Raw genomic sequence first — 26,002 nt, forward strand, 5'->3', positions numbered from 1 at the left:
GGAGTTCCTGCCATGCGCGAACGCGATCTCGCCGATCGGCTCCTGCGGAAGCATTGGGCCGGCCGCCCCCTTCCCATCGATCCTGAGCAAATCGCTCGGGCCGAAGGCTTGCGTGTGGAAGCTCTCCCGCCGGAAGACTTGGCGTTGAGTGGTTCGTACCGTCGCGATGGGGATCAAACAGCCGTGTTTGTAAACCCGGAAGAGCCATCTGTCCGGCAACGCTTTACTGTGGCTCATGAGCTTGGCCACCACTTTCTTGGCCATGGAAATAGGTTTCGAGATTCAAGCGTTACCTTCAGTGCATCCACCTTTGATCCTGTCGAAGCCGAGGCCAACCGCTTTGCTGCGGAGTTGCTTATGCCTGCGGTCACTGTGCGGGCGCTAGTAGTGGATCGCGGCATCGCAAAGATTGAGCAACTTGCGAATATGTTTGGCGTTTCTACCGTCGCGATGCGGTACCGACTCAAGAATCTTGGCTACCTAAGGTAGCTTTGCAACGCGATAAGGGGAGCTTGTGGCTGATCAAGACGATGATCTGGCGGGGCCTGGTGCTGCATCGCAGAACCGTCCGACCGCGGGGAACCCTGACCTTTTGACAGGTGGTAAGCGAGGCTTCTCACAGAAGATTGTCGGCTGGTTTGGTGAGCTCAGTGACAACGCCGAGCTCCGCTCCGCTAGAGACCGTCGCGTCATGCGGGTGGTCACGTTTCTGCTGTTCCTTGGGCTTACCGCCGCATTCTTCGTGCCACCGGCGGCGGTGTTCTATCGATATGCCTTCAGCGAGAAGCTGCACTTGAGTCCGGCAAGCTACGTTGAGGACGAGCGTGCGTCGCCCCGTCTTCGAAGTGAGGGTTCGGCATCTCGCGACCCGATCCCGCGGCTGGGCGTATCGCCCGGCGCAAGTGCTACATCAACCCCTTTGGTGCCAGCAGCTAAGGCGGCAGTGGGCAAGGGGATGGTGGTGGAAGCCATCGCTCCGAGCAAGAATGCCCAGAGTGAAAACCGCGCGTCTACTCGGAAAGACATGATGCCGTTGATGATCACTTTGCTGATCTTGATGGTCACTGTCCCGATTTCGCTTGCGTTCGGCTTGATTCGAATTGCGTCCGATCCTGAGGAGAAAAGCTCTGATGGACCAACTACTCCGCAGCTGGAAGCTATCAAAGCGCTGGTTGAGCTCGCCAAAGGGAAGTAGCGGATACTCCTGAGGAATACCACTGGTGTAGACGGGGAGTGGCCAATGGGCGCAAGCTGCTGGAATGCAGCCTGAGCTGCCGCTGGAACGACAGCCCAGGTGCATGTGGAAACGGCACCACGGCCCTTGGTCAACCGTCTTTCAAGGTTAGGACTGACCAAGGGCCTTGTTCTCGCGCGCCCCACGGGTGCACGTTCATGGGGCGCTGTACTTCAACAACGTCATTTTTCCTTCTCCTCTTTTTATGAAGCTAGCGGGGTGGGGGCGGTTGGGCTCGGAGGCGTTGTGGGCTGCTCCGCGTCAGTCGTAGTTGCGTTTTCGGGTGCTGCCTGAGGTCCAACGGACACGGTAGTAGCCGCAGCCTGCTGGGCGGTCCATTGCGCAATGTGTCCTTGCAGCGTCTCGATCTCCGAGTACGCCCCAATATCCATCAAGCGCTCAGTGAACTTCGCGTAGATGCTTTGGGGGACGTCGTCGAACCGCCATCGGCGAAGCTCAATGGCCCAGTTGGGATTGAGTAGAAGTACGTAGTGGAAGTCACCCGCCGCACCGGGCTTGGTTGCGATGAAGCCGAGCTCCTCCAGCTTTTTCATTCGACGACGCCAAGTGTCGACCTGGCGCTCTCCGGAGAACCCGGTTTCGGCTGCAATAACCTTTGGGCTCTCGATCGTCAGAAGTGCATGGTCTGGAGAGCGGCACCAAAGAGTCAGCAGGGTGTGTCCTGCGGGTTGACCCTTGGACATGGCGTCAATGGCCTCCATGACGATGGGCATGGAACGGGGAATGGTGATGTAGCCGTCGTTCCGCTTCCGGTGCCACAGGTAGTCGTCAGCCCATTCGGGGAAGTGCAGCTGCTTCAGGTGGTGAGCCCGTTCAGCCATCTTCATTTTCTTCGCAGCTGCTTGTTTGAAGTTAGTCATCGGAAGTGCTCGGTCGGCTTGCAGCTATCCTCCCGTGCCTTCTGGACTGGGGCAACCAGTGAAGTCGCACCCCTCAATGGGTCGATTCGCAGGCTCCGTATGCCCGTTGAGGCTATTAGCTCGCGCACGATTAGCAGTCGCCAGTGAGTCAAGTTGCGCGATTACGCACATAGAATCTTTGTAAGATCATGATATTGATAGTTTTTTAAAGATATCAGTGTGCTCCAGATGCTCATGTGCTGATGTGCTTCTCGTCCTCCTGTGCTCCCGGGGAGTTGTCAGAGGGGGAATTTCGAAATTGTTCCACGCAAAAAAATACATGTTCCACGCACCAGCGAGGCCAACGGTGCGAAAAATCGCAAAAATTTCTGAGCGGGGATTCCAACTGTCGTTCCGCGCAATCCCCCCCTGTGGGGGTAGGTTGCACGCCTGAGCGGGTTGGCCACGCTCGACAGGTGAAATCGCCGGTCTCGCTGCGTGAAGATCCCTCGACGCCGGTGGCTCGAAGATCAGCGGGGAGTGGAGGGACTTCAAAGCGTGCGAAGGTGACCGCCTCCGTGGTCAGAGATCCCGCCCAACCCGCGCCAGGAGGTTTGCGACGGATGAGCGGTGCCACCTGCCCCCTCTTGGGGTAAGGATGCCGCGCTGGTTCAGTTCGTTGGCCAGAGCCGCGAGGCTGCCATAGCCCTTCTGTTGAAGCTGGCGAACAACTGGCAGTACCGAAGCAGCGTGGGCATCTGCAACCCCTTTGACGGCTGCAAGTGCGGCTGAGTTGCCCTTGGCGGCCCGTCGCAACGCGTCGGCACCATTTGGATTGCCCAGTCTCTGCCCGCGCGCCTTGGCCGCCTGAAGGGCGTCCTTAGTGCGCTTCGAGATTGCTTGTCGTTCTTGTTGGGCAACAAGCGCCATGATGCCCACGGTAAGTTCATTGGCGTCCGGCATGTCCGCGGCGATGAAGCGCGCGCCGCTGTCTTGCAAGGCTAGTAGAAAGGCGGCGTTGCGGGACAGGCGGTCGAGCTTGGCGATCACGAGGGTTCCCCCGGTGACTTTCGCCAAGTGCAAGGCCTTTCCAAGCTCGGGGCGGGCATTGACCTTGCCGCTCTCAACCTCGACGAACGTTTCCAGCAACTCCCCGCCTCTGTTGGAGAGCAGCGTTGCGATTGCTGTGCGTTGTGCTTCGAGACCAAGTCCTGATTGGCCTTGCCTTGCGGTTGAGACCCGCAGGTACGCCACGTATTTCATTGTCCAGATCCGCGTAACGGTCGTTAGGCGCTTTTGTACAGAGGTGTGCTTCCCTTGGCAACGCCTCGCAGGCTCAATCTTCGGAAAGTGACTCCAGACGTACAACTCGACGACCTGCATGAAAAGTCACACGGAAGTCGCTGCCAGCAACGGCGCCCCCTTTTACCAAGGCGCCGACGACCCCTTGGATTCGGTCGGGATGCACAGTCACAATCCTCGGCATTCCTTCCACCCGGTATTGCCCGGGGGGTAGATGCCGTGCCGCCATAGCTGGCAGGGTCGTCTGGCGGTTTGCTAGAGCTCCTTCCGTGATGCTGGCGATCCAGCTCACGCAGCCGTCGTCGGAGATCTCTACCTCCACGGTTCGACCCCTCTCTCCACCGCCTACGGAGCGCTGTGCCTCCTGCAGCCTGGGAGCACTTATCGGCCATCCACGGATGGCGAAAACCCCCCTGTCTACTTGTCGGATCAGCGGAGATATGGCGAGTGCTACAGAGAACGATACTGCGTTGACGCCGCCAGAAGTTACGACCGCATCGTAGAGCTCGGATCGCGAGGCTAGTCCTGATCTAGCTCGGAGTGCTTCAACTACCGCCTCGGCCACACCTTCCTTGCTCTTTAGTTCGTCGGGTGAAAGTAGCAATCGGAAGTCATCGCCCTGCTGGCATTTGAGGCAAGGTGACCTTGACAGGATGCCGTGAACGATCTCGATAGGCGGGAACACGCCGGCTTCGGCAGCTACATCTGACTCCCTGTTCCGGCTGAAGCGGGAGAGTCCGCCGTAGATGATCTCAACATCAAGTGGCGCTGCGGCGGCAGCCAAAATTTCTATAGTGCGAGCGAGGATGCGATTGGCGCTGCCGTCATGTCCCAGCCAGTACCAAGTCTCGCGTTCATCAATCCAATCGAATCCGGGAAGCATCTGGACCACCCGGCGATACTCGTCTGGGTCGAGAAAACTCCCAATGTCTCGGCATGTAAGCGCCCAAGCCAGCGTGAACTGTGCTGCCCCACTATGGCGAATCAACCGCTTCGAGTGAGTCACTGCGGTGTCTATCCAATCGGGGTAGTCGCCGGGGACAACGAAGGGTGTCGAGTCCTTCCTCGACACAATGTGCAGTGGCAGCCTCCGCCCCAGGATCTCGATACCGTAATCCAGCGCCCCTATAAGCCCTAGCGTTCGCCCTAGGAGTGGTCGAAGCACACCCTCCGCGGCTTCGATTGGTTGGGCGTCAAGCCGCCTACAGGCCTCCTCCAGTTGATCGAAACAGTCGGTTCTGATGGGTGCATGGGACAAGTGCTCAAGTTGCTTCTCGACAATCTGGCGCACGCGTTCGCGTGTCATCTCAAAGCGATTGCCTACGGCTTGCAGTGTGCTCGCCTCGTCACCATGCCCGCCAAACCTGGCGAAAAATATCTCAGCGTTACGCTCCACAACAGCCTTTGAGTGGGCGCGACTAGCTAGAACGCGACCTGTCCAGAGAACCTCTTCGGCCAAGTTCAATGCTCGACGAGCGGCCACTGGGGACTTGTTAGATGCTCTTTCACGTATGGCGGCAATTTTCACCGTTGGGACGGGTACATCGCACAGCCTTGCGATCTGCGCCAAATGTTCAAGCGATGGAAGACCGCCCGACCATCGACCCTCCCACTGAGCAAAGGTGGACCGATGCACCCCCAGCTCAGCAGCCAGTCGCGCTGCTGAAACCGCACCTAGAGGTGCCGTACGGCGGGCCTGTCTGATCCAGGCTTTAAGTTCTGATGCCGTCCCCAAGACAACATCACCAGGTGATTCAAGTGATGGTGCTTCGAGGGGCGCGGTGTGCGGATGCAGGAACTCCGAGGCTTCTTGGACAACTAGTGGCAGCTCGACGTTAGATGCTTTGCTAAGCGAAAGTAGCTCGGCTGGAGTGGGCGTACTGGGACGAAGTGGTGTGGCGTACATCCCCAAGCGGTGCCCGCCAATTCCCGATGCGTGCGCAAGTCCCGCTGATCCATTCGGAGCCAAGTGTCGGGCGATACATACCCAGTCTTTGACGACCCGTCGAGCGGAGTCCTTGGTCCACTTGGCAACTTGTTCGTGGCAACCGTCTGGAGTCATTCCCTGCCGCCCCCACGGCTCTACCTCACCAAAACGAACGTATTCCGGCGTACAGAGTGCCATGACGCCTTTGCCCCAAAAAATTCACCGGTACCTATGACGTCCCAGCGTCGAATCAAGGACAATGGTCGGGCTGGTCACCAACGTAGACCTGTTTCCGTTTTTTTTCTTCATTGCCCCCGCGCCAGTGTGCGGGGTGTCGACTTTTGCGTATGAATGGATCACCCGCGGCGCAGCGCGAGCGCGACCGTCCCTTTGACTGCTCGAAGATCCCATTGGGGGAGGCTGCTGCCTGTTTGGTTGGCGAGTTCCTTCACATCGCGGGCGAAATGGAGTCGCGCCAGCGGGCGCGTCGTGCAGAAGACCTGCGACGACATGAGGCTATGGCCTCGGCGCTGGTATTGGATCTAGCGCACCGAACGCTCAGTCAGCCCGACGGCTGGGTCACGGTGTCACTCCAGAACGACGACTATTCGCCCGCTCGGCGACAGGCTCCGTTTCTTACACAACGGTTCGTAGATCTGCTCAACCTGCTCGCAAGTGATCCCGAAATATTGGAGATGCGTCGAGGCATCGCTCGTCGGGGTGGCGGCGGTGAGCGTACTACCGTACGTGCCGGAGCTCGGCTTCTGAGGGTGTTCGCGGTCGCGGACATTGCGCTTACAGACATAGGCCGCGACCGATCTATCCTGAAGAACTCGCTCGTTTTGATGGGGCCGAAATTGCGAGGGAGCGCTGAGGTCCTGCCCATTCCCGATACCGCGGAGACGCGCCTGCTTCGAGTCGAAGTTCAGGCAATCAATGAGTTCCTGGCTCAGGCTGACTTGGACTGGCTTGGTGATGTCGTCGACGACAAGATCGACCTGAGCGATCGGTTCGTCTTTCGCGTCTTCAACAATGGCTCGTTCAAAGACGGGGGTCGACTCTTCGGCGGCTTTTGGCACTGCAAGGACAAGCTTGAGGGTGTTTGCTTTGGGCAGCACCGCGCAGTCGCACTCGACTACGGGCAAATGGGCGTCCGCGCGGCCTACGTTCAAGCGGGTCTCGTCCCACCGGAAGGGGACCTCTACAGCGTTCCGGGCCTTCAGCCGTACAGGAAAGGCGTCAAAACTGTCCTCAGCGCGCTGCTGGCAGCCGACAAGATCCCTACCGCCTTTCCCAAAGGCGTAAGGAAGGACGGCCTCTTCCCGTCCTCATGGAAGTTCGCCCGAGTGCTCGAGCCGATAGCGGAGTTCCACAGCCCAATTCGGCATCTGTTCGGTACGAAGCTCTGCTTCCGACTGATGTACGAAGAGAGCTGCCTTTTGATCAAGGTTCTCCTGCGGCTCAAAGACCTGGGTGTGGTGGCATTGCCCCTCCACGACGGCATCTTGGTGAGCAACGAACATCTTTCCATCGGAGAGTCAACGATGAGGATTAAGTACCACGAGCACTTCGGAGTAGATGGAGTGGTAGATGTCTCATACCCCATCACCTCCTATAACCTTTAAGGGTTTAACCCCCAGCTTTCCTTAGTAGGGACCGTAAAAGATGACTTCCCCCAAAGCCACCCAGAAGCGCCGAGAAGACATCCTGCGACGCATAGCGGCACCTCAACAGGCATTCTCCACGTGCGCTGTTCTCGACTGCCAGCGGCCCACTTCGGCGAAGGAGCGTACTGGGTTGAACCGGAGCTACTGCCGCGCGCACGTCGAGCACTTGAGCAGGCATGGCAGCTACTCAAAGAGTAGTTACAAGGCCGCCGAGTTGACCCCGCACCGGGCTCGCGCCTTGGCGTGGCTAAGGTCGAAGTCGGCCGAGCCCGCGGTGCGAGAGGCCGTCGACAGAGTGCGCACACTCTATTGGCGAGGAGGGGCCACAGAGGAGGCATTCCGACTCGCTGGAAAATCTCCTGAGCGACGCGCGCTCATCTGTTGGGCGCGCCTGCGGGCGCAGCACATAGACCCTCTACACCCTCTCGCCGCATGGCTGGGCGTTTCTCTGTGCCACCGGGCGGACCTCCAGCCGGAGCGCAAGATCGAGTACCGTTGGGTGCAGGCCGCAAAAGTTGTCTTTCGCATGTCGGGCGGTTCCCACAAGCGCTGGGAGCACACCGATGCGAACGGCCGGACTAGAGTTACGGAAATGCACCGCTATCCTGCCAGCCGCGGACGTGTCCTCCTGCACTTAGGTGAGCAACTCGCACTCGCCACAAAGCCGCTAGAGGCATGCCTAGACACCATTGAGTCGACCGTAGCCGCTTCGACGCGCCTCCCTCGAGCCAAACGCCGACGGGCGCTCTGAAGCCATTTTGTGGCTACACAGGGAGTGAAACTCTCCGGACGAGGTCCGCCAGCGTTTGCAGTTGTGTGCGCTTCCCATAGCGCCCTGACGTGATATTCGAATTCTCGTGACCCACGATCTCCGCGATCTGGTAATCCGGAACTTGAACGCCCTTCAGCCGAGTGATGAAGGTGGCTCTGAAGCTCTGGAAAGTCTTGCGCTTGTCCGTCACGCCCGAGTTGTCGAGCCACCGATTCAGCTGCTTAGAAAGTGCGTCGACGTTCCCCCGTGCCTCATTGCGGGTGAAACGCACGCGCTCGGGAAACAGAAAGCCGTCACTGCAGCCCTCAACGAACTTCAGCAACCCGAGTTCGATCAAGCGAGGGTGCACAGGTACCAGGCGCTGCGCTGCATCCGTTTTCAGGGTCTTTTCTTCAGCCTCTTCGTTGATGTCAAAGACCCAGACGTCCTGCTCTTGGCGAACATCGGACTTGCGAAGCTGCGCGGCCTCGCCCATGCGGCAGCCCGTATAGGCCATGATCAATGGCACCCACCAGCCGTAGGGCTCGGGAGATAACTTGTCGATGTATGCGAAAAGAGCCGAGATGTCGTCATCCGTGAATTCCTTACGTGCATCCTGAGCGCGCCCTTCCTGGACATCCCTGAGCACAGACGCGGGACTCTTTGCGAGATGATCGTGCTCCTCGGCCCACGCAAAGAGGCTCCGCGCTTGCTGGAGGTACTTGTTGACACTCCGCGGCTCAAGTCGGGCGACATCAGCGGAGTCCCGCGCGCGCTCCAATGCTTCTTTTGGTGACGCACCACGGAACTTCTTTGTCAGGTTGGCTGGCAGTCGGGGCAGATCCAGTCCGAGGCGTCGCATGTCGTCCTTGGTTACGCCCGCGATGGGCTGATCGCCGAGCAAGGAGATGATGACCTCGAAGATCTTTTGGTTTTGCAAGGCAGTTTTCGCAGACCAAGCGCTACGAGCGATGCGCTCCTCTGCATACATAGCAGCCACTTGAGAGAGCAAAGGGCTCGGCGGAGACTCGGCAGGCGCGGCCCGTTCCTGCCGCTGCGTGATCTCTTGGGGGCGTACGAGCGGATTGCCTCCGAGAGCATTCAACTCGGCGACACCGGCTTGAAGGCGCGCTTCGAGCATGCGTCGGGCGAGCTTCCGCTGCGCTCTATCGTCGGCCTGGGGAGCCATCTGCTGGGCATCCCTCAGGGTGCCACTCAGATCACCATGGGCAAGCGCCGCAGACAGCTCATGGCACCGCTCGTTGAGTTGGGAGCCCCATTCATCCAGCCCACCCGCTGACCACTCCAGCGCAAGCCGATCTTCGATCTCGTCGAAGGTAGCCCTGAGGTACCGCCGGGTGAGCGCGTCAAGCTGTTCAGACGTCATTACTGGGCCACGCTTGCGCACAATTGCAAAAAGGCTGCCGATGTGGGTTTCCCACAAACCGAGGCGCCGCCGGGCTTCGCGCGCGTCGGTAGTGCGGAGGCTTCGGGTGATCTCCACCCGTCGCAGCAGCGGCTGCAGGACAGACGGAATGACGATTCGGGAGGCGAAGACTTGCCCACGTCTCTGTAGCATTTAACACGCACTCTCTGTAGCACTGAGGCTCAGAAGTGCGAAACCGCATGGCAAACCTTGAAGCCGCAAAGGTTTGGTGGCTATGGGTGGACTCGAACCACCGACCCCAGCATTATGAGTGCTGTGCTCTAACCGGCTGAGCTACATAGCCACGGGGAACCCGCAATTTTCCCTATCCCCGGGCGGGCTGTCAACGACCTGATGGCGAGCATCGTCATCCCGGGGTGCCGTCGCCCTCCGGAGCGCCTCGTCCTCGCGCCAACGCCTGCCGCTACGTAACATGACCTGCGTGTCCCGACTCCTACTTCGACCGGCCCGCCGGCATCGCCACGCCGCACTCCCCATGCGCCATCCGGGGGATGCATGGAAACCGGCCTGAACCCGACCGCGTTCCCGCGGCAGGACGAGCGTACGCTCGCCGACGACGGCGACCGGCTGAATTTCTGCTCCACCTGCGCGTTTTCGCAGGCCTGCCTGGACGAGGGCATGGACAAGGGCGGGCTGCGCGACCTGCACATGCTGGTCGAGCACGTGGGGCCGTTCCATACCGGCGAGCACATCTTCCGAGAGGGCGACGACTTCGAGGCGATCGCCGCGGTGCGCGCCGGCACGGTCAAGACCTACGTGATCGATCGCGACGGTCGCGAACACGTGCTCGGCTTCCACCTGCCGGGCGAGGTGATCGGCCTCAACGCGATCGACGGCGAGCACTACCCGTGCAATGCGGTCGCACTCGACACGGTGATGCTGTGCCGGTTCTCGTTCCCGAGGATCTCGGTGCTGGCGGCACAACTGCCCGGATTGCAGCGCCACCTGTTCCGCCTGCTCAGCCGCGACATCGGCCGCGCCGCGCTGCTGGCCGGCGACTGGACCGCCGACCAGCGCATGGCGGCGTTCCTGATCGCGCTGTCGCGGCGACTGGCCGCGCGCGGGTTTTCGGCGACGCGGTTCCAGCTGACGATGGCGCGTACCGATATCGCCAACTATCTGCGTCTGGCGCCGGAAACGGTCAGCCGTGTGTTGCGCCGGTTCCAGCAGGACGGCCTGTTGCACGTCGACCGGCGCGAACTGGAACTAACCGACCGCAGTAGTCTCGAAGCCCTCGCCGAGCCCGTGCTGCGCAGCTGAAATCGCCACGCGCAGTCGCGGCTTTCACTTGACGATTACTTACCTGCACCGAGGCTGTCTGCCGAGTCGGGGGGGGGGGGGGGGGGAAGTCAGACCACCCACACGCCGAACGACTCCGGACTTGACCCAGGTCAGTTCAGGGCTGGATGGCGCGCCCCAGACTGCGTGCATCCTTCGAGGAGAACCGGGGCCATGGATACGACGAAGCGCTTGTGGGTGGGGCTGGGCGCCCTGCTGATCGTGAGTTTCAGCATCATGTTGTGGATCGGTCGCGACATCCACCAGACCGCGCCACCGATCCCCGACCGGGTCGTCGGCGAAAGCGGGCAAGTCCTGTACACCCGCGCCGACATCGACACCGGCCGGCAGGTCTGGCAGAGCATCGGCGGCCACCATAACGGTTCGATCTGGGGCCACGGCGCCCTGCTTGCGCCCGACTGGTCGGCCGACTGGCTGCACCGCGAGGCAGTGGCGATGCTGGACATGCGCGCCGACGCGCAGTTCGGCATGCCCTTCGACGAACTCGACATGGCCGAGCAGGCCCGTCTGCAAGCGCAGGTCGAACCACTGCTGCGGACCAACACCTACGACCCCGCCACCGGCACCATCACGGTGTCGGACCAGCGCGCGCAGGCAATCTCGCAGGTCGCGGCGCACTACATCAGCGTGTTCTCCAACGACCCGGCGACCGCCGAGCTGCGCGAGGCCTACGCGCTGCGCGAGAACCCGGTGCCGGACGCGGAACACCGGCGGATGATGACGGCGTTCTTCTTCTGGGCCTCGTGGGCGACGGTCACCGAACGCAATGACGAAACCGGGCTGTCGTACACCCACAACTTCCCGCATGAGCCGCTGGTGGGCAACACGCCCAGCGCCAGCAGCTTCATGTGGTCGATGTTCTCGATCCTCTTCATGATCGCCGGCATCGGCCTGCTCGGCTGGCACTACGCGGTGTGGCACGCCAAGGAGCCCAAGGTCGAGCCGCCACTGAAGGATCCGTCGCTGGACATCGTGGTCACCCCGTCGATGCGCGCGGTGGGCAAGTACTTCTGGCTGGTGATGGCGCTGTTCCTGACCCAGATCCTGCTGGGCGCGACCACCGCCCATTACCAGATCGAAGGCCAGGAAGCCTACGGCCTGGAGCTTGCGAACTTCCTCCCCTACGCGCTCACGCGCACCTGGCACACCCAGCTGGCGATCCTGTGGATCGCGACCGCGTGGCTGGCGACCGGCCTGTACCTGGCGCCGGCGATGTCCGGACACGAACCGAAGGCCCAGCGGTTCGGGGTCAACTTCCTGTTCGTGTGCCTGGTGGTGATCGTCGTCGGCGCGTTCGCCGGGCAGTGGTTCGCGGTGATGCAGAAGATGGGGCTGTCCCACAACTTCTGGTTCGGTCACCAGGGCTGGGAGTACACCGACATCGGCCGCTTCTGGCAGATATTCCTGTTCATCGGCCTGCTGCTGTGGCTGCTGCTGATGGGCCGCGCGCTGTGGCCGGCGCTGCGTCGCAAGGACGAGATGAACTCGATCGCGGGGTTGTTCTTCCTGTCGACCGTCGCGATCGCGCTGCTGTACTCGGCCGGCCTGATGTGGCGCGAGGACACCCACATCTCGCTGATCACCTACTGGCGCTTCTGGATCGTGCACCTGTGGGTGGAGGGCTTCTTCGAGGTCTTCGCGGTCGCGGTGATCAGCTTCATCTTCGTGCGGCTGGGGCTGGTGCGCGGCAAGTCGGCGACCATCAACGTGCTGTTCGCGACCATCGTGTTCATGGCCGGCGGCGTGCTGGGGATGTTCCACCACCTGTACTTCGCCGGCGTCACCACGGGGATCATCGCCTTGGGCGCGAGCATCTCGGCATTGGAGGTGGTGCCACTGGCGCTGATCGGCATCGAAGCCTACGACACCTGGAAGAACGGCCGCGCGACGCCGTGGATGCAGCGCTACAAGTGGCCGATCCTGTTCTTCATCGCGGTCAGCTTCTGGAACCTGGTGGGCGCCGGCCTGCTCGGCTTCCTGATCAACACCCCGATCGCGCTGTTCTACATGCAGGGCACCAACCTCACCGCGGCCCATGGCCATACCGCACTGTTCGGCGTGTACGGCATGCTCGGCGCCGGCTTGATGCTGTATTGCCTGCGCGGCATGCGGCCAGAGCGGCGCTGGCTCGAGGGCCTGCTCAGCGGCGCGTTCTGGAGCTTCAACATCGGGCTGGCGCTGATGACGGTGCTGACGCTGTTGCCGATGGGCGTGCTGCAACTGGAAGCCAACCTGACCCACGGCTACTGGTACGCACGCTCGGCGGACTTCATGAACCGCGCGATCATCGACGTGCTGGTGTGGCTGCGAGTGCCGGGCGACACCATCCTCGCGATCGGCGCGTTCCTGCTGGCGCTGTTCGTGATGTCGCTGTGGCTCGGGCCGCGTCCGGTCAGCGAGTCGTCGCGGCGGCAGCGCGAGCTGGCGCAAGAGCGCGGGCAGGAATCCGGCTGAGGCACTGCGCCCATGGACCGTCAACCCTCGCCCGTGTCACCGCGCCTGCTGGCCACCGCGCCGCATCGGCTGATGTTCTTCATCGGCGCCACCAACCTGCTGCTGGCGATGGGCTGGTGGGCGGCGTGGCTTCTGGCCGCGCGATGGCCTGTGTTTTCGATGCCGCAGCCGGATCCGTATGCCGGCTGGCTGCATGCGTTCGTCATGCAGTACCAGATGCTGCCGAGCTTCTTCTTCGGCTTCCTGCTGACCACCTTCCCCAAGTGGATGGGCTTGCCCGACGTCGACCGCCGGCGCTACCTGCCGGTCGGCGCAGGGCTGTTCGGTGGTCAGCTGGCGACCCTGCTGGGGGCGATGGGCTGGAACGCGGGCATCGCGATCGGACTGCTGATGACGATGGCCGGCTGGCTCGCCGGCCTGCTGATTCTCGGCCGGTTGCTGCGGCGCGACCGCAGCGAGAACTGGCACGCGCGCTCGTGCTTTGCCGCGTTGGCGTTGGGCCTGGCCGGCCTGCTGTGCTGGACCGCGTTCGTGCTCGGCGCCCCGCCGTTGTGGGCATTCGCGAGCATCAAGATCGGCAGCTTCGGCTTGCTGCTGCCGGTGTACCTGAGCGTCGCGCACCGGATGTTCCCGTTCTTCGCCAGCCGCGTCGTGCCGGGTTACCAGCCGTGGCGACCGCTGTGGCTGCTAGCGGCATGCTGGCCGCTGGCGCTGGGCCACATGGGGCTGGAGCTGATGCACGCCTACGGCTGGCTGTGGCTGGTCGACGCACCGCTGCTGGCGTTGTCCGGCCTGATGCTGTGGCGCTGGTGGCCGCGCGGCGACAAGCCCGGCCTGCTGTCGGTGCTGTTCATCGGGCTGGCGTGGCTGCCGCTCGCATTCGCGCTGTACCTCGGCCAGAGCATCGCCTACGAGATGACCGGGGTGTACTGGCTCGGTCGCGGGCCGGCGCACGCATTGTTCGTCGGCTTCTTCGGCAGCGTGTTGGTGGCGATGGTCACGCGCGTCACCCAGGGCCATTCCGGCCGGCCGCTGGTGATGCCGGCGGTAGCGTGGTTCGCCTTCATCGCGATCCAGATTGTCGCCGCGATACGGGTGGCCGCCGAGGTGTTGCCCGACTCGATGGCCTGGCACGTCGCCGCCGCGATCGGCTGGCTGGTCGCATTCGCACCGTGGGTCGCGCGGATCGGACGGATCTACCTGACGCCGCGCGCGGATGGCAAGCCAGGCTGACAAGATCGCGAACGGAGTGACCGAATGATCGAGTTCTACCCGCAGATCAAGATGATCCACATCGCCTTGGCCCTGCTCAGCGGCGGCCTGTTCGCAGTGCGCGGCGCCGGCGTGCTGGCCGGCATGCGCTGGCCGCATTGGCTGCCCGTCCGCTGGACCAGCTACGCGATCGATACCTCGTTGCTGACCGCCGCACTGATGCTGCTGACCGTCCTGCCCGGCGCGGTGTTCGCCAACGGCTGGCTCACGGCCAAACTGGTGCTGCTGGTGGTCTACGTCGTGCTCGGCGTATTCGCGATCAAGCGTGCGCGCACAAGAACCGCGAAGGCAATCTGCTACATCGCCGCACTCGCGACCTTCGGAATGGTCTACACCATCGCCCGCGCCCACCACCCGTTGGGCTGGCTGCACGGATGGCTTGCCTGAAGCCTTGCAGGCTTGAGACGCAACGAAACTGGGGAGCGGGAGCCAGGTGACGGGGTAGTGCGAAAAGTCGGCCATGGATGGCCGACGGCCCCGAGTCAGGGCAGGACGCCCTGACCGAGGGGTGCAGCCCTACCCCGTCGCCCGGATCACGCAGCGCGGACTGTCCCGAAGCTCCGCTTTGCAGCGACCAGCATCAAACCCGCGCAAACACCAGCGTGCCGTTCGTCCCACCAAAGCCGAAGCTGTTGGACATCACCGTGTCGAGCTTCGCCTCGCGGCTCTCGCGCAGGATCGGGAACCCCTCCGCCTTCGGATCGAGATTCTCTATGTTGGCCGAGCCCGCGACAAAACCGTCGCGCATCATCAGCAGGCAGTAGATCGCCTCGTGCACGCTGGCTGCGCCCAACGAATGGCCGGTCAGCGCCTTGGTCGAGGACAGCGGCGGCACTTCCTCGCCGAACACTTCGCGCACCGCGCCCAGCTCGACCACGTCGCCGACCGGGGTCGAAGTGCCGTGGGTGTTGAGGTAGTCGATCGTGCCGACCCCGCGCCCATCGAGCCCGGCCAGCGCCTGCTTCATGCAGCGCACCGCACCCTCGCCCGATGGCGCAACCATGTCGACGCCATCGCTGGTCACGCCATAGCCGACCAGCTCGGCGATGATCTCGGCGCCGCGCGCCTTCGCGTGTTCGTACTCCTCCAGCACCAGCATCCCGCCGCCGCCGGCAATGACGAAGCCGTCGCGATCGACGTCATACGGCCGCGAGGCGGATTCCGGGGTGTCGTTGTGCTTGGTCGACAACGCGCCCATCGCGTCGAACTGCGAGGTCATGCCCCAATGCAACTCCTCGCCGCCACCGGCGAACATCACGTCCTTGACCCCGTGGCGGATCAGGTCGGCGGCCGCGCCGATGCAGTGCGCCGAGGTCGCGCACGCCGCGGAAATCGAATAGCTCAGGCCGCGGATGCCGAACGCGGTCGACAGCGCGGCCGACACTGTGGAACCCATCGTGCGCGGCACCATGTACGGGCCGACCTTGCGCACGCCCTTCTCGCGCATCAGGTCGCCGGTGGCGATCTGCCATTCCGGCGAACCACCGCCGGAGCCGGCTATCAGGCCGCTGCGTTCGCCGCGGACTTGCTCGTCGCCCAGGCCCGCCTGCGCGATCGCATCGCGCATCGCCACGTACGCGAACGCGGCGGCGTCGCCCATGAAACGCTTGAGCTTGCGGTCGATCTGCTCGACCAGGTCGATCTGCGGCACGCCGGCGACGTGGCTGCGCAGGCCCATCTCGGCATACTCGGGCACGAAACGGATGCCCGAACGCAGCTTGCGAAGCGACTCCGAGACCGTCGCCGCCGCATTGCCCAGGCACGAGACGACGCCCATGCCGGTCACCACGACGCGGCGCGGACCGGTACCCGCGGTGTTGATGGCAGCCATGCTCAGAAATCCTCCGTCGAGGTGAACAATCCCACCCGCAAATCCGACGCGGTATAGATCTCGCGACCATCGACCAGGGTGCGGCCGTCGGCGATCACCAGCTCCAGTTTGCCGCGCATGACCCGGCGGATGTCGAGCTCGTAGCTGACGAGTTTCGCATCCGGCAGTACTTGCCCCGTGAATTTCACCTGGCCGACCCCGAGCGCGCGGCCGCGGCCCGGCGCGCCCAGCCACGGCAGGTAGAACCCGCACAGCTGCCACATCGCATCCACCCCGAGGCAGCCGGGCATCACCGGGTCGCCCTCGAAGTGGCACTGGAAGAACCACAGGTCCGGGCGGATGTCGAGTTCGGCGCGGACGAAGCCCTTGCCGTACTTGCCGCCGTCGGTGGTGATCTCGGTGATGCGGTCGAACATGAGCATCGGCGGCGCCGGCAGTTTCGCGTTGCCGGGGCCGAACATCTCGCCACGGCCGCAGGCCAGCAGCTGCTCGTAGTCGAACGAAGAAGGTCGATTCATGTCGTCACGCATTTTTGGAAACCCCGATTTTGCAGGTTTGTCGCGACGAATGCGTTGACGGCGGTCAATCCACCCGGTTCGCGCCAATCCGCGCACCGCTTGATCCAGGTCAATGGCCCAATCCGTACCTTTGCGTACTGTCTGCATGCAGGCCCCGCCTGGCTCCAATTCCCAACGCGAGAAGCGCCCATGAACACCCTGATCACCCCCGTCGTCCTCACCCCTGCCGCCGTCGAGCTGGACGTGCACCACGCCACCGGCGACTGGTCCGACCGCGTCGCCTACGGCATCACCCGCGGGCTGCGATTCCTCGCCGATACCTTCTTCGCCAAACGCTACGGCAACCGCGCGATTGTGCTGGAGACGGTGGCGGCGGTGCCGGGCCTGGTCGGCGCGGCGCTGGTCCACCTGCGCTGTCTGCGCTGGATGCGCGACGACGCCGGCTGGATCCGCACCCTGATGGAGGAGGCCGAGAACGAGCGCATGCACCTGATGACCTTCATCGAGATCGCGCGCCCGAACTGGCTGGAGCGGGCACTGGTGCTGGTCGCGCAGGCAGCGTTCTTCAGCTTTTTCCTGCTGCTGTACCTGCTGTCCTCGAGGACCGCGCACCGGCTGGTCGGCTATTTCGAGGAGCAAGCAGTGATCAGCTACACCCAGTATCTGCAGGAGATCGACAGCGGCCGGGTGGAGAACGTACCGGCGCCGCAGATAGCCAGGGACTACTGGCAGTTGCCCGCCGACGCCCGCCTGCGCGAGGTGGTGCTGGCGGTGCGCGCCGACGAGGCCGGCCACCGCGACGTCAACCATGGCTTTGCCGATGAATTGCGCCCGCAGGACAAGGCTGCGGCGCGACTGGCCTGATCGCCGCCGGTGTTTCCAGGCCGCCACAGGGGCGGCCTTCTTGTTGGTGACGGTGGCGCGGGAGGACTACAGGCCCGGGCGGGCGGACGTGCCCGAGGGCGTCGTGGTCGATGTCGTGGTCGAGTGCGCGCCCCCGCTGCCGTCGTGTTCGCCCGCGGTCACTTCCCGGCCGGTCTCCGCCATGGTGTCGTAGCCGCTGCGGGCGGCGTGCCTGGCATCGTCCGCGAAGCGGTCGCGCATCGGCCCGATCAACTCGTCCTCCTTGCGCGTCGGCGGCAGCATCGCGCCGAGCAACGCGCCGGCCGCGATCGCCATCGCACCGATCGCCATCGGGTTGTCGTCGAGCATGTGCTCGAAACCCTGCTTGCCGCTGCGGGCCCTCATCCGCGCCGACTCCATCGCGTGGTGGGCAGAATCGCCGACGTGCTGTTTGGCCGAGTCCATCCGGCCGGACATTTGCTCACGGGCGTGGCCAACGCGTTCGCCGATGCCTGGCTTGTCGGATGTCGTCGTGGTCGTCGCGTGGCTCGCGTGGCTGCCCGTGTACAACCAGGCGAGGCCGGCGACCGTCAGCAAGGTCGGCATCGGGTTGTCCCTCACCGTCCGGGCCAGGTTGCCGGCGAACTCGCGGCCGCCCTTGCCGTTGCCCAACACCTTGTCGAAGATCTCGCCGGGCGAGAGCTTGTTTTCCAGCGCGTGGATGATCTCGCCGATGTGGTCGCGTTGCTGGTCGATCTCATGCTCAAGCTGCATCGGGTCCTTCCGGGACTGCGCCCGGACCGTGTCGGCGGTGTTCATGGCGTCCTCCCGCGAATGGTTTCCTTGTCCTTGTGCAGCGAGTTCATGGTGCGGTCGGGCCGCAGCGATTCGCTCTGGAACTTCTTCTTGCCGGCCTGCACCATCGCGAAGCCGACCAGGGTCGCCACCGCACCGACGATCAGGGCTGCCAGCCACGGCGCGACCACGTTGCCGAGCGCGTAGACCGCGGCCAGCAACAGGATGATGAAGCCTCCCAACAGCACCGCGCCGCCGGTCGCGACGGACGCGAGGCCCGCCTTGGTCTGTTGCATGTTCTCGCGCATCTCGCTCTTGGCCAGCGCGATTTCGTTGGTGAGCAGCGCGGGCACTTCCCGCATGAGCTGCTTGAGCAGCGTGCCGACGGACGGCTCGATGTGGGTGGCCGGGGACGGCGTGGTCGCGGTGTAGGTTCCGGATGATCCGGTGGTGTTCGGTTGCGCGCTCATCAGTGGATTCCTCCGCTTGTGCCTTCGGGACGGGTCGAGCCGCTGCTGCCCTCGGGTTGCGACTGACCGGCGCTGTCGGTGGATCGCGCTTCGCTGCCGCCGGTCGCGCCGGGTGCGCTGGTGTAGACGGTGCCGGTGGCGGCAGCGGTGTCGCGCGACACGCCAGAGTCATCCGCCATCGGAACCGGATACTCGCGGGCGGAATAGATGTCCTCGGTGTCCTGCCGCATTCGTCGCTTCTCCGATGCCCGGGCAAACCGCGCGAGGCCGAAACCCACCGCGACACTGCCGGTCACGAACAACGCCGGGTTCTCGCGCGCGAGCCGACCGATGTCGCGCAACACTTCGTCGCCACTTTTCTCGCGCAGGGTGCTGGACAGCCGGGTCATGCTGTCGGCGAGGCTCGACACGTACTCGGACAGATGGCCGATGTCGTCGTCGCGCAGTTGAGCGGCCGCGGCCTGGGCGCTGTCGGCCAGGGTGTCGACCTTGTCGGCGGCCGTGCGTCGCGCGTCGGCGACCCGGTCCTTGCCTTCGGCCTTGGCCTGCTCGCCCAGGTCGTGCGCGGAATGCTTGAGGTCGCCGCCGTCACCGCGGGTGGCGTCGCTTCCGGACCCGGGCGTGGCGGCGCCGTACTGCTGTTGCCGGGTGGATTGCCAAGGGGGTTGCTGGGGTGTGCTCATGGAGCCTCTCCTTCGAGGGGGATGGGCGGCCTGGCAACGGATCTTTGCGTCGAGCCGCACCGAACGGTGGGCTTGCTGGACGACCGCGTCGACCGCGGGCACCACCACCGGAGATGACGGCGTGGTTGGCGACCGGGGGATTTACTGCATGGCCGGGCCTCGCATCGCATGATCCGCGCTGCGGCGTTACCCGGCCGTATAAGTCGCGTGGTTACGATCCAACATCCACGCCGATGCGCATTCAGCCGGCGTGTTCGACGGCCAGTCGGCCGAGCGTCGCCAGCGCCACCTCGGCCCGCGCATCGAGCGGGTGCCCGCAGTTGAGCCGCAGGCAATGACCGAAGCCGCGGCTGGCCGAGAACATCGGCCCCGGGGCGATGCTGATTCCCCTCGCCGCCGCCTGGCGCTGGATCGCCAGCGCATCACTGCCGGCCGGCAGTTCCAGCCACAGGAAGTAGCCCCCGCCCGGACGCGTCACCCGGGTGCCGCGCGGGAAGTGTCGCGCCACCGCCGCCAGGCACTGCGCCTGCTGCTCGGCAAGCGTCTTGCGCAGTCGCCGCAGATGCCGGTCGAAGCCGCCGCGCTGCAGGTAGTGGGCGATCGCCAGCTGCGACGGCACGTTGGTGTTGAGCGTGGTGGTCAGCTTGTGCCGGGCGATCCGCTCGGCGAACCGGCCGCCCGCGACCCAGCCGATCCGGTGCCCGGGCGCCACGCACTTGGAGAACGACGAACAGTGCATCACCAGTCCGTCTCGATCGAACGCCTTGGCCGGCACCGGGCGCTCGCCACCGAAGTACAACTCGGCGTAGACGTCGTCCTCGATCAATGGAATCGCGTGTCGGGCGAGCAACTCGACCAGCGCGCGCTTGCGCTCGGCCGGCATGCTCGCGCCGAGCGGGTTCTGGAAGTTGCTCATGACCCAGCACGCCTTCGGCGCGTGGCGTGCGATCGCCGCCTCGACCGCGTCCAGGTCGATGCCCTCGCGCGGGTGGGTCGGCACTTCGATCGCGCGCAGGTTGCGGCGCTCGAGGATCTGCAGGGTCGCGTAGAAGCACGGCGACTCCACCAGCACCGCGTCGCCGGGCGCAGTCACCGCGCCGATGCACAGGTTCAGCGCCTCCAGCGCTCCGTTGGTGACGACGATCGCCTCGGCGTCGACCTGCATGCCGCCGAGCAGGTAGCGCAGCGCGATCTGCCGGCGCAGTTCAGCGTTGCCGGGGGTGAGGTCGTCGACCGTGCTCCACGGGTCCAGATGTGGCGCGGTGGTCGCCAGCGCGCGACCGAGCCGCTCGAGCGGAAATAGCAGCGGGCTTGGGAACGCCGAACCGAACGGCACCACCTCGTGCGACATCGACGCCTGCATGACCTCGAAAACCAGTTCGCTGACATCGACCCGGCGGGACTCGCCGTCGGGCCGGGACGGTTGTTCGGGTTCCGGTGGCTGGGCAGCGGCGGCGCGGGTCACGTAGTAGCCCGAGCGCGGCCGCGACTCGACCAGCCCGCGCGCCTCCAGCAGGTAATAGGCCTGGAACACGGTCGACGGGCTGACCCGGCGCGCGGCGCTGGCCTGGCGCACCGATGGCAGTCGGTCACCGGGCTTGAGTACGCGGCGGCGGATCGAGTCGGCGACTTCCTCGGCGAGGGCTTCGTAACGCTTCATGGCGATGGCGGTCCGGCGACGTGAACGAACCCAACTGATATGGTTTTTTCACTGTTTTCTGAGTCTACGCCAGCTGATCCGGTCGACATATCCTGTCATCCGTCCCGTTGGATATGCCGCACCGCCGATGAACCCGCTCGTCGAACTCAACCTCGCCCTGATCCTGTTCGTGCCCTGGTACGCGATCCTCGCCGTGCTGTTCTGGATGTTCCCGCGCCAGCCGCGCGGCGTCGCGCGCAAGGCGTTCGACAGCGCCAGCCTGGTGCTGGCGACCGCGTTGTCGGCCTGGAGCATGTACTGGAGTATCGGCACCGCCGACCCGCAGTACGGCGACATGTGGCGGCAGATACTGGCGACGTCGGTGTCCTACGGCGTGTTCCTCGCGGTCATGACCCTCGCGATGCTGGTGCGCTGGCGCTGGCTGCGCGGCCGCGACGCAGCGACCTCCCCTTCCCCGCAGGTTTCCGCCGAGGGTTCCGCCCCATGAAAACACTGTTCATCGTGGCCTTTCTCGGCCTGATCCTCTACAACCTTGGCGCCGGGCTCTATTACATGCTGGTCGACACCGGCAAGAGCAAACGTACGGTCAACGCGCTGACCAAGCGGATCGTGCTGTCGATCGCGCTGATCGGATTGGTCGCGGCCGGGATCTTCACCGGGGTAATCGAGCCGCACGGCGTCGGCGCCTGACCTTGCGCCACGCCTGAATCGTCCGACACGGACCTCCGGCTGCGTGGACCCGCGGCGATACAATGCCGCCATGGAAATCTTCAAAAGCTTTACCCTGGAAGCCGCCCACCGGCTGCCAAACGTGCCCGAAGGCCACAAATGCTCGCGTCTGCACGGCCACTCGTTCAGGGTCGAACTGCACCTGTCGGGCGAACTAGGCGCCGACACCGGCTGGGTGATGGACTTCGCCGACGTCAAGAAGGCTTTCCAGCCGTTGTACGACCGGCTCGACCACCATTACCTCAATGACATCGAGGGGCTGGAGAACCCGACCAGCGAGCGTCTGGCGGTGTGGATATGGGAGCAGCTGAAGCCGACCTTGCCGCTGCTGAGCGAGGTGGTGGTGCACGAGACCTGCACATCGGGGTGTCGCTATCGGGGTTGAGGGTTCCCAAGCGCCTTTTTGTAGGAGCGGCTTTAGCCGCGATCGGAAATCGCCGCCCCCGCCGACTCCGGATCGCGGCTAAAGCCGCTCCTACAAAGGCTTGCCCGGCAGGGCGCTTGTCCGTTCAACCCCGGCTGAACCACGTTCAGATTGGCCCACCCTCGATGTTGCATCGCAACAAAGATGGTTTTATGCTGCAACGCACAAACCGGCAATCCTTGTCGGCGCAGCAGGAGCCCAGCCATGAACCAGCAGTTCAACGAGCAGTTCGTCGCCGCCACGCGCCAGTTCGCGGACACGGCAGCCCAGGTCAACCGTATCGCCCTCGAGAACGCCCAGGCCGTGTTCGGCCTGCAGCTGGCGACCCTCGAGGACCGCGCCAACGCCGCTTTCGCCTTCTGGGGCGAAGCCGCCGAAGTGCGTGACGCCGATGGCCTCAAGAACCTGCTGCCGAAGGGCGCGCAGGTCGCCCGCGAGACCGTCGAGCGCGGCGTCGCCACCGGCCAGGAAGTCCTCGGCCGCACGGTGAAGGCCAACGAGCAGATCGGCGAGATCGCCAAGTCGCAGTTCGAAGCGGCCGCCAAGACCACCCAGGCCAACGTCGAGCAGGCCACCAAGGCCGCGACCGAGAAGGCCGAGTCGTTCGCCCGCGGCGCGACCAAGGCTTCCAAGGCCAAGTAACACCGGCACTACCCCAGCGGGGTACGCCAGCAGTCTCTCTCCAGCCTCCACTGGAACACGAAACCCGGCAGCGCAGGGCTGCCGGGTTTTTTGTTGTCCGCGTGTCGCAGGGCCGGTCAGCGCGCCGGGTCGGGCTTCGCTTCCATCCGCGCGTGTTTCGCCGCGACCTTCTGGTGGTCGCGGCCGATCAGCAGGTACATCACCGGCACCACGAACAGGGTGAAGAAGGTGCCGATCGCCATGCCGCCGACGATCACCCAGCCGATCTGGTTGCGCGCCTCGGCGCCGGCGCCGCTCGCGATCGCCAGCGGCAGCGAGCCCAGCACCATCGCGCCGGTGGTCATCAGGATCGGGCGCAGGCGCAGCGCCGCCGATTCGATCACCGCGTCGAGCTTGGCACGGCCCTGCTCCTGCAGCTGGTTGGCGAACTCCACGATCAGGATGCCGTGTTTGGCGATCAACCCGACCAGGGTGACCATGCCGATCTGCGAGTAGATGTTCCAGCTACCGCCGCTGAGCTTCAACGCGAGGAACGCACCGAACGCCGCCAGTGGCACCGCCAGCAGGATCACCAGCGGGTCGACCCAGCTCTCGAACTGCGCCGCCAGCACCAGGAAGATGAAGATCACCGCCAGCAGGAAGATCTGGCCGAACTCGCTGGCCGACTCGCGGAACTCGCGCGACTGCCCGGACAGGTCGTAGCTCGCGTTCGGCGCGACTTCCTCCAGCGTCGCCTCCAGCCAGTCCAGCGCCTCGCCCATCGAGTAGCCCGGCGCAAGGCCGGCGCTGATCGTCACCGCGCGCAGCTTGTTGAAGTGGTTGAGCGACTTGGCCGCAACCGTTTCCTTGACGTCGACCAGGTTCGACAACTGCACCATCTGCCCTTCGTTGCCGCGCACGTAGATGTTGGACAGGTCGCCCGGGGTGCGGCGGTCGGCGTCCTCGACCTGCACGATCACGTCGTACTGCTCGCTGCCGCGCTTGAAGCGGGTCACGTTGCGCCCGCCAAGCATGGTCTCCAGGGTGTGGCCGACGGTCGCAACCTCGCTGCCGACCGCGGCGACCTTCTCGCGGTTGAGCGAGATCCTGAGCTGCGGCTTGTTGAGCTTGAGGTCGCTGTCGGGGTTGGTGAAGTTGGGGTTCTGGGTCATCTTGCCGAGCACCTGCTGGGCGATGCCGTCGAGTTCCTCCCAACTGCCGGTGCTCTGGATCACGAAGTTGACCGGCTGGCCGAAGCCCTGCTGGCCCAAAGGCGGCGGCAAAGTCGGAAACGCCATGACCCCGGGGATGCCCATGAACTGCGGGAACAGCATTCCCTGCACGTCGGCGGTGGACACGTCGCGTTCGTCCCAGTCCTTGAGCATCACAAAACCAATGACGTTGGTCACTGTCGGGAAGCCGGCGATCACGAAGTAGCGCTCGACGCTCGGGACTTCCTTGAGGATGCCCTCGATCATCCGCCCGTACTTGTCGGTGTACTCGATGGTCGCGCCTTCCGGGGCCTGGCCGAACGCGACGATTACGCCCTGGTCTTCCTGCGGCGCCAGTTCCTTCGGCAACAGCGTGAACAGCCCGATCGCCAGCGCCGCGATGACCGCCGCCACCCCGACCACGATCCAGCGCAGCCCCAGCAAACGGGTCAGCATGCGGCGGTAGGTGCGGTCGATCCAGCCGAGCACGCGCTCGCCGGCCTCGTAGAAGCGGCCGTGCTTCTTCTCGTGGCGCAGCAGTTTGGACGACATCATCGGCGACAGCGTCAGCGCGGTGAAACCCGACACCAGCACCGCGCCGGCCAAGGTCAGCGCGAACTCGACGAACAGCTTGCCGGTGCGCCCGGTCGAGAACGCCAGCGGCACGTACACCGCGGCCAGGGTCAGGGTCATCGCGACGATCGCGAAGCCAATCTCCTTGCTGCCCTGCAACGCCGCCTGGTACGGCGGCATGCCTTCCTCGATGTGCCGGTAGATGTTCTCCAGCATCACGATCGCGTCGTCGACCACCAGTCCGATCGCCAGCACCATGGCCAGTAGCGTCAGGGTGTTGATGGTGAAGCCGAACGCGTACATCAGGCCGAACGCGCCGATCAGCGAGACCGGGATCGTCACCAGCGGGATCAACGTCGCGCGCCAGCTGCGCAGGAACAGGAAGATCACGATGACGACCAGCAGCACCGCCTCGAACACGGTCTTGAACACTTCGTCGATCGACTTTTCGATGAAGATCGTGCTGTCGAACGCGATCGCGATCTTCATGCCGTCCGGCAGGGTCTTCTCGATCTCCGGCAACAGCGCATGCAGGTCGGCGGAGATATCCAGCGGGTTGGCGACCGCCTGCTTGGTGATCGCCAGCGGCACCGCGGTGATGCCGTTGGAACGCGCGCGGAAGCGCTCTTCCTCCGCGCCCAGCTCGACCCGGGCGACATCCTTGAGCCGCACCAGGTAGCCATCGACATCGGCCAGGATGATGTTGCCGAACTGCTCGGCGGTCTGCAGGTCGGTCTCGGCCAGCACGGTGAACTCGCGGGCGTTGCCCTCGACCCGGCCGGCCGGGATCTCGACGTTCTGCGCGCGCAACGCGGCCTCGACGTCGGCCGGGGTCAGGCCGAAGCCGGCCAGCCGCTGCGGCTGCAGCCACACCCGCATCGCGTAGGTGCTGGCGTAGACCTGGGCCTGCGCGACGCCGCCGATCTGCTGGATCCGGTCCTTGACCAGTCGCTCGGCATAGTCGGCGATCTCGACCTGCGAGTGGTTCGGCGAGGTCATCGCCAGGTAGATGATCGGCTGGGCGTCGGCCTCCTGCTTCTGGATGATCGGTTCCTCGACCTCCTCGGGCAGGAAGTTGCGCGCCTGCGCGACCCGGTCGCGCACGTCGGACGCGGCCGCATCGGGATCGCGGCCGAGATCGAAGTGCAGGCTGACCTGACTCGACTGCTCGCGGCTCACCGACTGCATGAACTCGATGCCCTCGATGCCCGACAGCGCCTCCTCGATCGGCTGGGTCACCTGCGACTCGATCACCTGCGCGCTGGCGCCGGGATAGCTGGTGTTGACCGTCACCACCGGGGTGTCGACGTTGGGGATCTGCCGCACCGCGAGGCGGTCGTAGGCGATGATGCCGACCAGCAGCACCACCAGGTTGATCACGGTGGCGAACACGGGACGGCGGATGGAGATGTCGGACAGGACCATGGACGT

At 64.4% G+C, this 26,002-nt stretch carries 23 protein-coding genes and 1 tRNA gene; 12 read left to right on the top strand and 12 right to left on the bottom strand.

Annotated elements, in window-relative coordinates:
- The first annotated feature begins 12 nt into the window (after positions 1–12).
- Together SNE34_RS10405 and SNE34_RS10410 are read left to right on the top strand one after the other, a co-directional pair.
- Positions 13–489, top strand: a complete 477-nt coding sequence (locus SNE34_RS10405) for an ImmA/IrrE family metallo-endopeptidase (protein WP_332616942.1) — start codon at positions 13–15, stop codon at positions 487–489.
- 25 nt (positions 490–514) lie between these two features.
- A complete protein-coding gene (locus SNE34_RS10410) occupies positions 515–1,195 on the top strand; it encodes a hypothetical protein (protein WP_332616944.1) in 681 nt (226 codons plus the stop codon).
- Between the two features lie 242 nt (positions 1,196–1,437).
- Here the strand turns inward: SNE34_RS10410 and SNE34_RS10415 are convergent, their stop codons facing one another.
- The 3 genes from SNE34_RS10415 to SNE34_RS10425 form a co-directional block, all read right to left on the bottom strand.
- Positions 1,438–2,115: a hypothetical protein gene (locus SNE34_RS10415; RefSeq protein ID WP_332616946.1), complete on the bottom strand. Its 678-nt coding sequence runs from the start codon at positions 2,113–2,115 to the stop codon at positions 1,438–1,440.
- A 561-nt stretch (positions 2,116–2,676) separates the two neighbouring features.
- The gene (locus tag SNE34_RS10420; RefSeq protein WP_332616948.1) at positions 2,677–3,357 is read right to left on the bottom strand and encodes a recombinase family protein; all 681 of its coding nucleotides are present in this window, start codon (positions 3,355–3,357) and stop codon (positions 2,677–2,679) included.
- Positions 3,358–3,430: 73 nt separating this feature from the next.
- A complete protein-coding gene (locus SNE34_RS10425) occupies positions 3,431–4,861 on the bottom strand; it encodes a sigma factor-like helix-turn-helix DNA-binding protein (protein ID WP_332616950.1) in 1,431 nt (476 codons plus the stop codon).
- Positions 4,862–5,670: 809 nt separating this feature from the next.
- On the opposite strand from SNE34_RS10425, the gene SNE34_RS10430 reads away from it, so the two are divergent.
- Complete coding sequence (locus SNE34_RS10430; protein ID WP_332616951.1) at positions 5,671–6,948, top strand: hypothetical protein; 1,278 nt, start codon at positions 5,671–5,673, stop codon at positions 6,946–6,948.
- An 806-nt stretch (positions 6,949–7,754) separates the two neighbouring features.
- On the opposite strand, the gene SNE34_RS10435 is transcribed toward SNE34_RS10430, so the two are convergent.
- Positions 7,755–9,320 carry a tyrosine-type recombinase/integrase gene (locus SNE34_RS10435; protein ID WP_332616952.1) on the bottom strand — a complete coding sequence of 522 codons (1,566 nt, stop codon included), beginning with the start codon at positions 9,318–9,320 and terminating at the stop codon, positions 7,755–7,757.
- Positions 9,321–9,394: 74 nt separating this feature from the next.
- Positions 9,395–9,471 (bottom strand) — tRNA-Met (locus tag SNE34_RS10440).
- A 212-nt stretch (positions 9,472–9,683) separates the two neighbouring features.
- Here SNE34_RS10440 and SNE34_RS10445 point away from each other — a divergent pair.
- The 4 genes from SNE34_RS10445 (at position 9,684) to SNE34_RS10460 (ending at position 14,600) form a co-directional block, all read left to right on the top strand.
- Positions 9,684–10,448: a helix-turn-helix domain-containing protein gene (locus SNE34_RS10445; RefSeq protein ID WP_332616954.1), complete on the top strand. Its 765-nt coding sequence runs from the start codon at positions 9,684–9,686 to the stop codon at positions 10,446–10,448.
- Between the two features lie 192 nt (positions 10,449–10,640).
- Positions 10,641–12,941: a nitric-oxide reductase large subunit gene (locus tag SNE34_RS10450; protein WP_332616956.1), complete on the top strand. Its 2,301-nt coding sequence runs from the start codon at positions 10,641–10,643 to the stop codon at positions 12,939–12,941.
- 12 nt (positions 12,942–12,953) lie between these two features.
- Positions 12,954–14,174, top strand: a complete 1,221-nt coding sequence (locus tag SNE34_RS10455; RefSeq protein ID WP_332616958.1) for an NnrS family protein — start codon at positions 12,954–12,956, stop codon at positions 14,172–14,174.
- A gap of 24 nt (positions 14,175–14,198) precedes the next feature.
- Positions 14,199–14,600: a SirB2 family protein gene (locus SNE34_RS10460; RefSeq protein WP_332616959.1), complete on the top strand. Its 402-nt coding sequence runs from the start codon at positions 14,199–14,201 to the stop codon at positions 14,598–14,600.
- Between the two features lie 193 nt (positions 14,601–14,793).
- Here the strand turns inward: SNE34_RS10460 and fabB are convergent, their stop codons facing one another.
- Both fabB and fabA read right to left on the bottom strand, forming a co-directional pair.
- Positions 14,794–16,044 carry a beta-ketoacyl-ACP synthase I gene (gene fabB / locus SNE34_RS10465; protein ID WP_332616961.1) on the bottom strand — a complete coding sequence of 417 codons (1,251 nt, stop codon included), beginning with the start codon at positions 16,042–16,044 and terminating at the stop codon, positions 14,794–14,796.
- 2 nt (positions 16,045–16,046) lie between these two features.
- Positions 16,047–16,562 (bottom strand): 3-hydroxyacyl-[acyl-carrier-protein] dehydratase FabA, encoded by a 516-nt coding sequence (gene fabA, locus SNE34_RS10470; protein ID WP_332616963.1) that lies wholly within the window; start codon positions 16,560–16,562, stop codon positions 16,047–16,049.
- A gap of 189 nt (positions 16,563–16,751) precedes the next feature.
- On the opposite strand from fabA, the gene SNE34_RS10475 reads away from it, so the two are divergent.
- The gene (locus tag SNE34_RS10475; protein ID WP_332616965.1) at positions 16,752–17,426 is read left to right on the top strand and encodes an alternative oxidase; all 675 of its coding nucleotides are present in this window, start codon (positions 16,752–16,754) and stop codon (positions 17,424–17,426) included.
- Positions 17,427–17,492: 66 nt separating this feature from the next.
- On the opposite strand, the gene SNE34_RS10480 is transcribed toward SNE34_RS10475, so the two are convergent.
- The 4 genes from SNE34_RS10480 to SNE34_RS10495 form a co-directional block, all read right to left on the bottom strand.
- A complete protein-coding gene (locus tag SNE34_RS10480) occupies positions 17,493–18,224 on the bottom strand; it encodes a DUF3618 domain-containing protein (RefSeq protein WP_332616966.1) in 732 nt (243 codons plus the stop codon).
- Complete coding sequence (locus tag SNE34_RS10485) at positions 18,221–18,670, bottom strand: phage holin family protein (RefSeq protein WP_332616968.1); 450 nt, start codon at positions 18,668–18,670, stop codon at positions 18,221–18,223. The genes SNE34_RS10480 and SNE34_RS10485 overlap by 4 nt, the downstream gene beginning before the upstream one ends.
- On the bottom strand, positions 18,670–19,353 hold the full coding sequence (locus tag SNE34_RS10490) for a hypothetical protein (protein WP_332616970.1): 684 nt from the start codon (positions 19,351–19,353) through the stop codon (positions 18,670–18,672). The genes SNE34_RS10485 and SNE34_RS10490 overlap by 1 nt, the downstream gene beginning before the upstream one ends.
- Positions 19,354–19,594: 241 nt before the next feature.
- Positions 19,595–21,013: an aminotransferase-like domain-containing protein gene (locus tag SNE34_RS10495; RefSeq protein ID WP_332616972.1), complete on the bottom strand. Its 1,419-nt coding sequence runs from the start codon at positions 21,011–21,013 to the stop codon at positions 19,595–19,597.
- 127 nt (positions 21,014–21,140) lie between these two features.
- On the opposite strand from SNE34_RS10495, the gene SNE34_RS10500 reads away from it, so the two are divergent.
- From SNE34_RS10500 to SNE34_RS10515, 4 genes are all read left to right on the top strand, one after another.
- Positions 21,141–21,500 (top strand): hypothetical protein, encoded by a 360-nt coding sequence (locus SNE34_RS10500; protein WP_332616974.1) that lies wholly within the window; start codon positions 21,141–21,143, stop codon positions 21,498–21,500.
- Complete coding sequence (locus SNE34_RS10505) at positions 21,497–21,703, top strand: twin transmembrane helix small protein (RefSeq protein ID WP_332616976.1); 207 nt, start codon at positions 21,497–21,499, stop codon at positions 21,701–21,703. The genes SNE34_RS10500 and SNE34_RS10505 overlap by 4 nt, the downstream gene beginning before the upstream one ends.
- A gap of 70 nt (positions 21,704–21,773) precedes the next feature.
- Positions 21,774–22,127 carry a 6-carboxytetrahydropterin synthase QueD gene (gene queD, locus SNE34_RS10510; RefSeq protein WP_332616977.1) on the top strand — a complete coding sequence of 118 codons (354 nt, stop codon included), beginning with the start codon at positions 21,774–21,776 and terminating at the stop codon, positions 22,125–22,127.
- Between the two features lie 243 nt (positions 22,128–22,370).
- A complete protein-coding gene (locus SNE34_RS10515; RefSeq protein WP_332616978.1) occupies positions 22,371–22,808 on the top strand; it encodes a phasin family protein in 438 nt (145 codons plus the stop codon).
- Between the two features lie 116 nt (positions 22,809–22,924).
- On the opposite strand, the gene SNE34_RS10520 is transcribed toward SNE34_RS10515, so the two are convergent.
- A complete protein-coding gene (locus SNE34_RS10520) occupies positions 22,925–25,996 on the bottom strand; it encodes an efflux RND transporter permease subunit (protein WP_332616979.1) in 3,072 nt (1,023 codons plus the stop codon).
- Between the last annotated feature and the right edge of the window lie 6 nt (positions 25,997–26,002).

It is taken from the genome of Novilysobacter erysipheiresistens, assembly GCF_036663935.1.
GTDB classification, from domain to species: domain Bacteria; phylum Pseudomonadota; class Gammaproteobacteria; order Xanthomonadales; family Xanthomonadaceae; genus Novilysobacter; species Novilysobacter erysipheiresistens.

Bases quoted from the DNA above. Each gene is read 5' to 3' on its own strand.
- SNE34_RS10495 (WP_332616972.1), bottom strand. From the start codon at position 21,013: ATGAAGCGTTACGAAGCCCTCGCCGAGGAAGTCGCCGACTCGATCCGC.
- SNE34_RS10420 (WP_332616948.1), bottom strand. From the start codon at position 3,357: ATGAAATACGTGGCGTACCTGCGGGTCTCAACCGCAAGGCAAGGCCAA.
- SNE34_RS10475 (WP_332616965.1), top strand. From the start codon at position 16,752: ATGAACACCCTGATCACCCCCGTCGTCCTCACCCCTGCCGCCGTCGAG.
- SNE34_RS10415 (WP_332616946.1), bottom strand. From the start codon at position 2,115: ATGACTAACTTCAAACAAGCAGCTGCGAAGAAAATGAAGATGGCTGAA.
- SNE34_RS10445 (WP_332616954.1), top strand. From the start codon at position 9,684: ATGGAAACCGGCCTGAACCCGACCGCGTTCCCGCGGCAGGACGAGCGT.
- SNE34_RS10480 (WP_332616966.1), bottom strand. From the start codon at position 18,224: ATGAACACCGCCGACACGGTCCGGGCGCAGTCCCGGAAGGACCCGATG.
- SNE34_RS10435 (WP_332616952.1), bottom strand. From the start codon at position 9,320: ATGCTACAGAGACGTGGGCAAGTCTTCGCCTCCCGAATCGTCATTCCG.
- SNE34_RS10430 (WP_332616951.1), top strand. From the start codon at position 5,671: ATGAATGGATCACCCGCGGCGCAGCGCGAGCGCGACCGTCCCTTTGAC.
- SNE34_RS10520 (WP_332616979.1), bottom strand. From the start codon at position 25,996: ATGGTCCTGTCCGACATCTCCATCCGCCGTCCCGTGTTCGCCACCGTG.
- SNE34_RS10450 (WP_332616956.1), top strand. From the start codon at position 10,641: ATGGATACGACGAAGCGCTTGTGGGTGGGGCTGGGCGCCCTGCTGATC.
- fabB (WP_332616961.1), bottom strand. From the start codon at position 16,044: ATGGCTGCCATCAACACCGCGGGTACCGGTCCGCGCCGCGTCGTGGTG.
- SNE34_RS10490 (WP_332616970.1), bottom strand. From the start codon at position 19,353: ATGAGCACACCCCAGCAACCCCCTTGGCAATCCACCCGGCAACAGCAG.
- SNE34_RS10515 (WP_332616978.1), top strand. From the start codon at position 22,371: ATGAACCAGCAGTTCAACGAGCAGTTCGTCGCCGCCACGCGCCAGTTC.
- SNE34_RS10405 (WP_332616942.1), top strand. From the start codon at position 13: ATGCGCGAACGCGATCTCGCCGATCGGCTCCTGCGGAAGCATTGGGCC.
- SNE34_RS10485 (WP_332616968.1), bottom strand. From the start codon at position 18,670: ATGAGCGCGCAACCGAACACCACCGGATCATCCGGAACCTACACCGCG.
- queD (WP_332616977.1), top strand. From the start codon at position 21,774: ATGGAAATCTTCAAAAGCTTTACCCTGGAAGCCGCCCACCGGCTGCCA.
- SNE34_RS10460 (WP_332616959.1), top strand. From the start codon at position 14,199: ATGATCGAGTTCTACCCGCAGATCAAGATGATCCACATCGCCTTGGCC.
- SNE34_RS10505 (WP_332616976.1), top strand. From the start codon at position 21,497: ATGAAAACACTGTTCATCGTGGCCTTTCTCGGCCTGATCCTCTACAAC.
- fabA (WP_332616963.1), bottom strand. From the start codon at position 16,562: ATGAATCGACCTTCTTCGTTCGACTACGAGCAGCTGCTGGCCTGCGGC.
- SNE34_RS10500 (WP_332616974.1), top strand. From the start codon at position 21,141: ATGAACCCGCTCGTCGAACTCAACCTCGCCCTGATCCTGTTCGTGCCC.
- SNE34_RS10455 (WP_332616958.1), top strand. From the start codon at position 12,954: ATGGACCGTCAACCCTCGCCCGTGTCACCGCGCCTGCTGGCCACCGCG.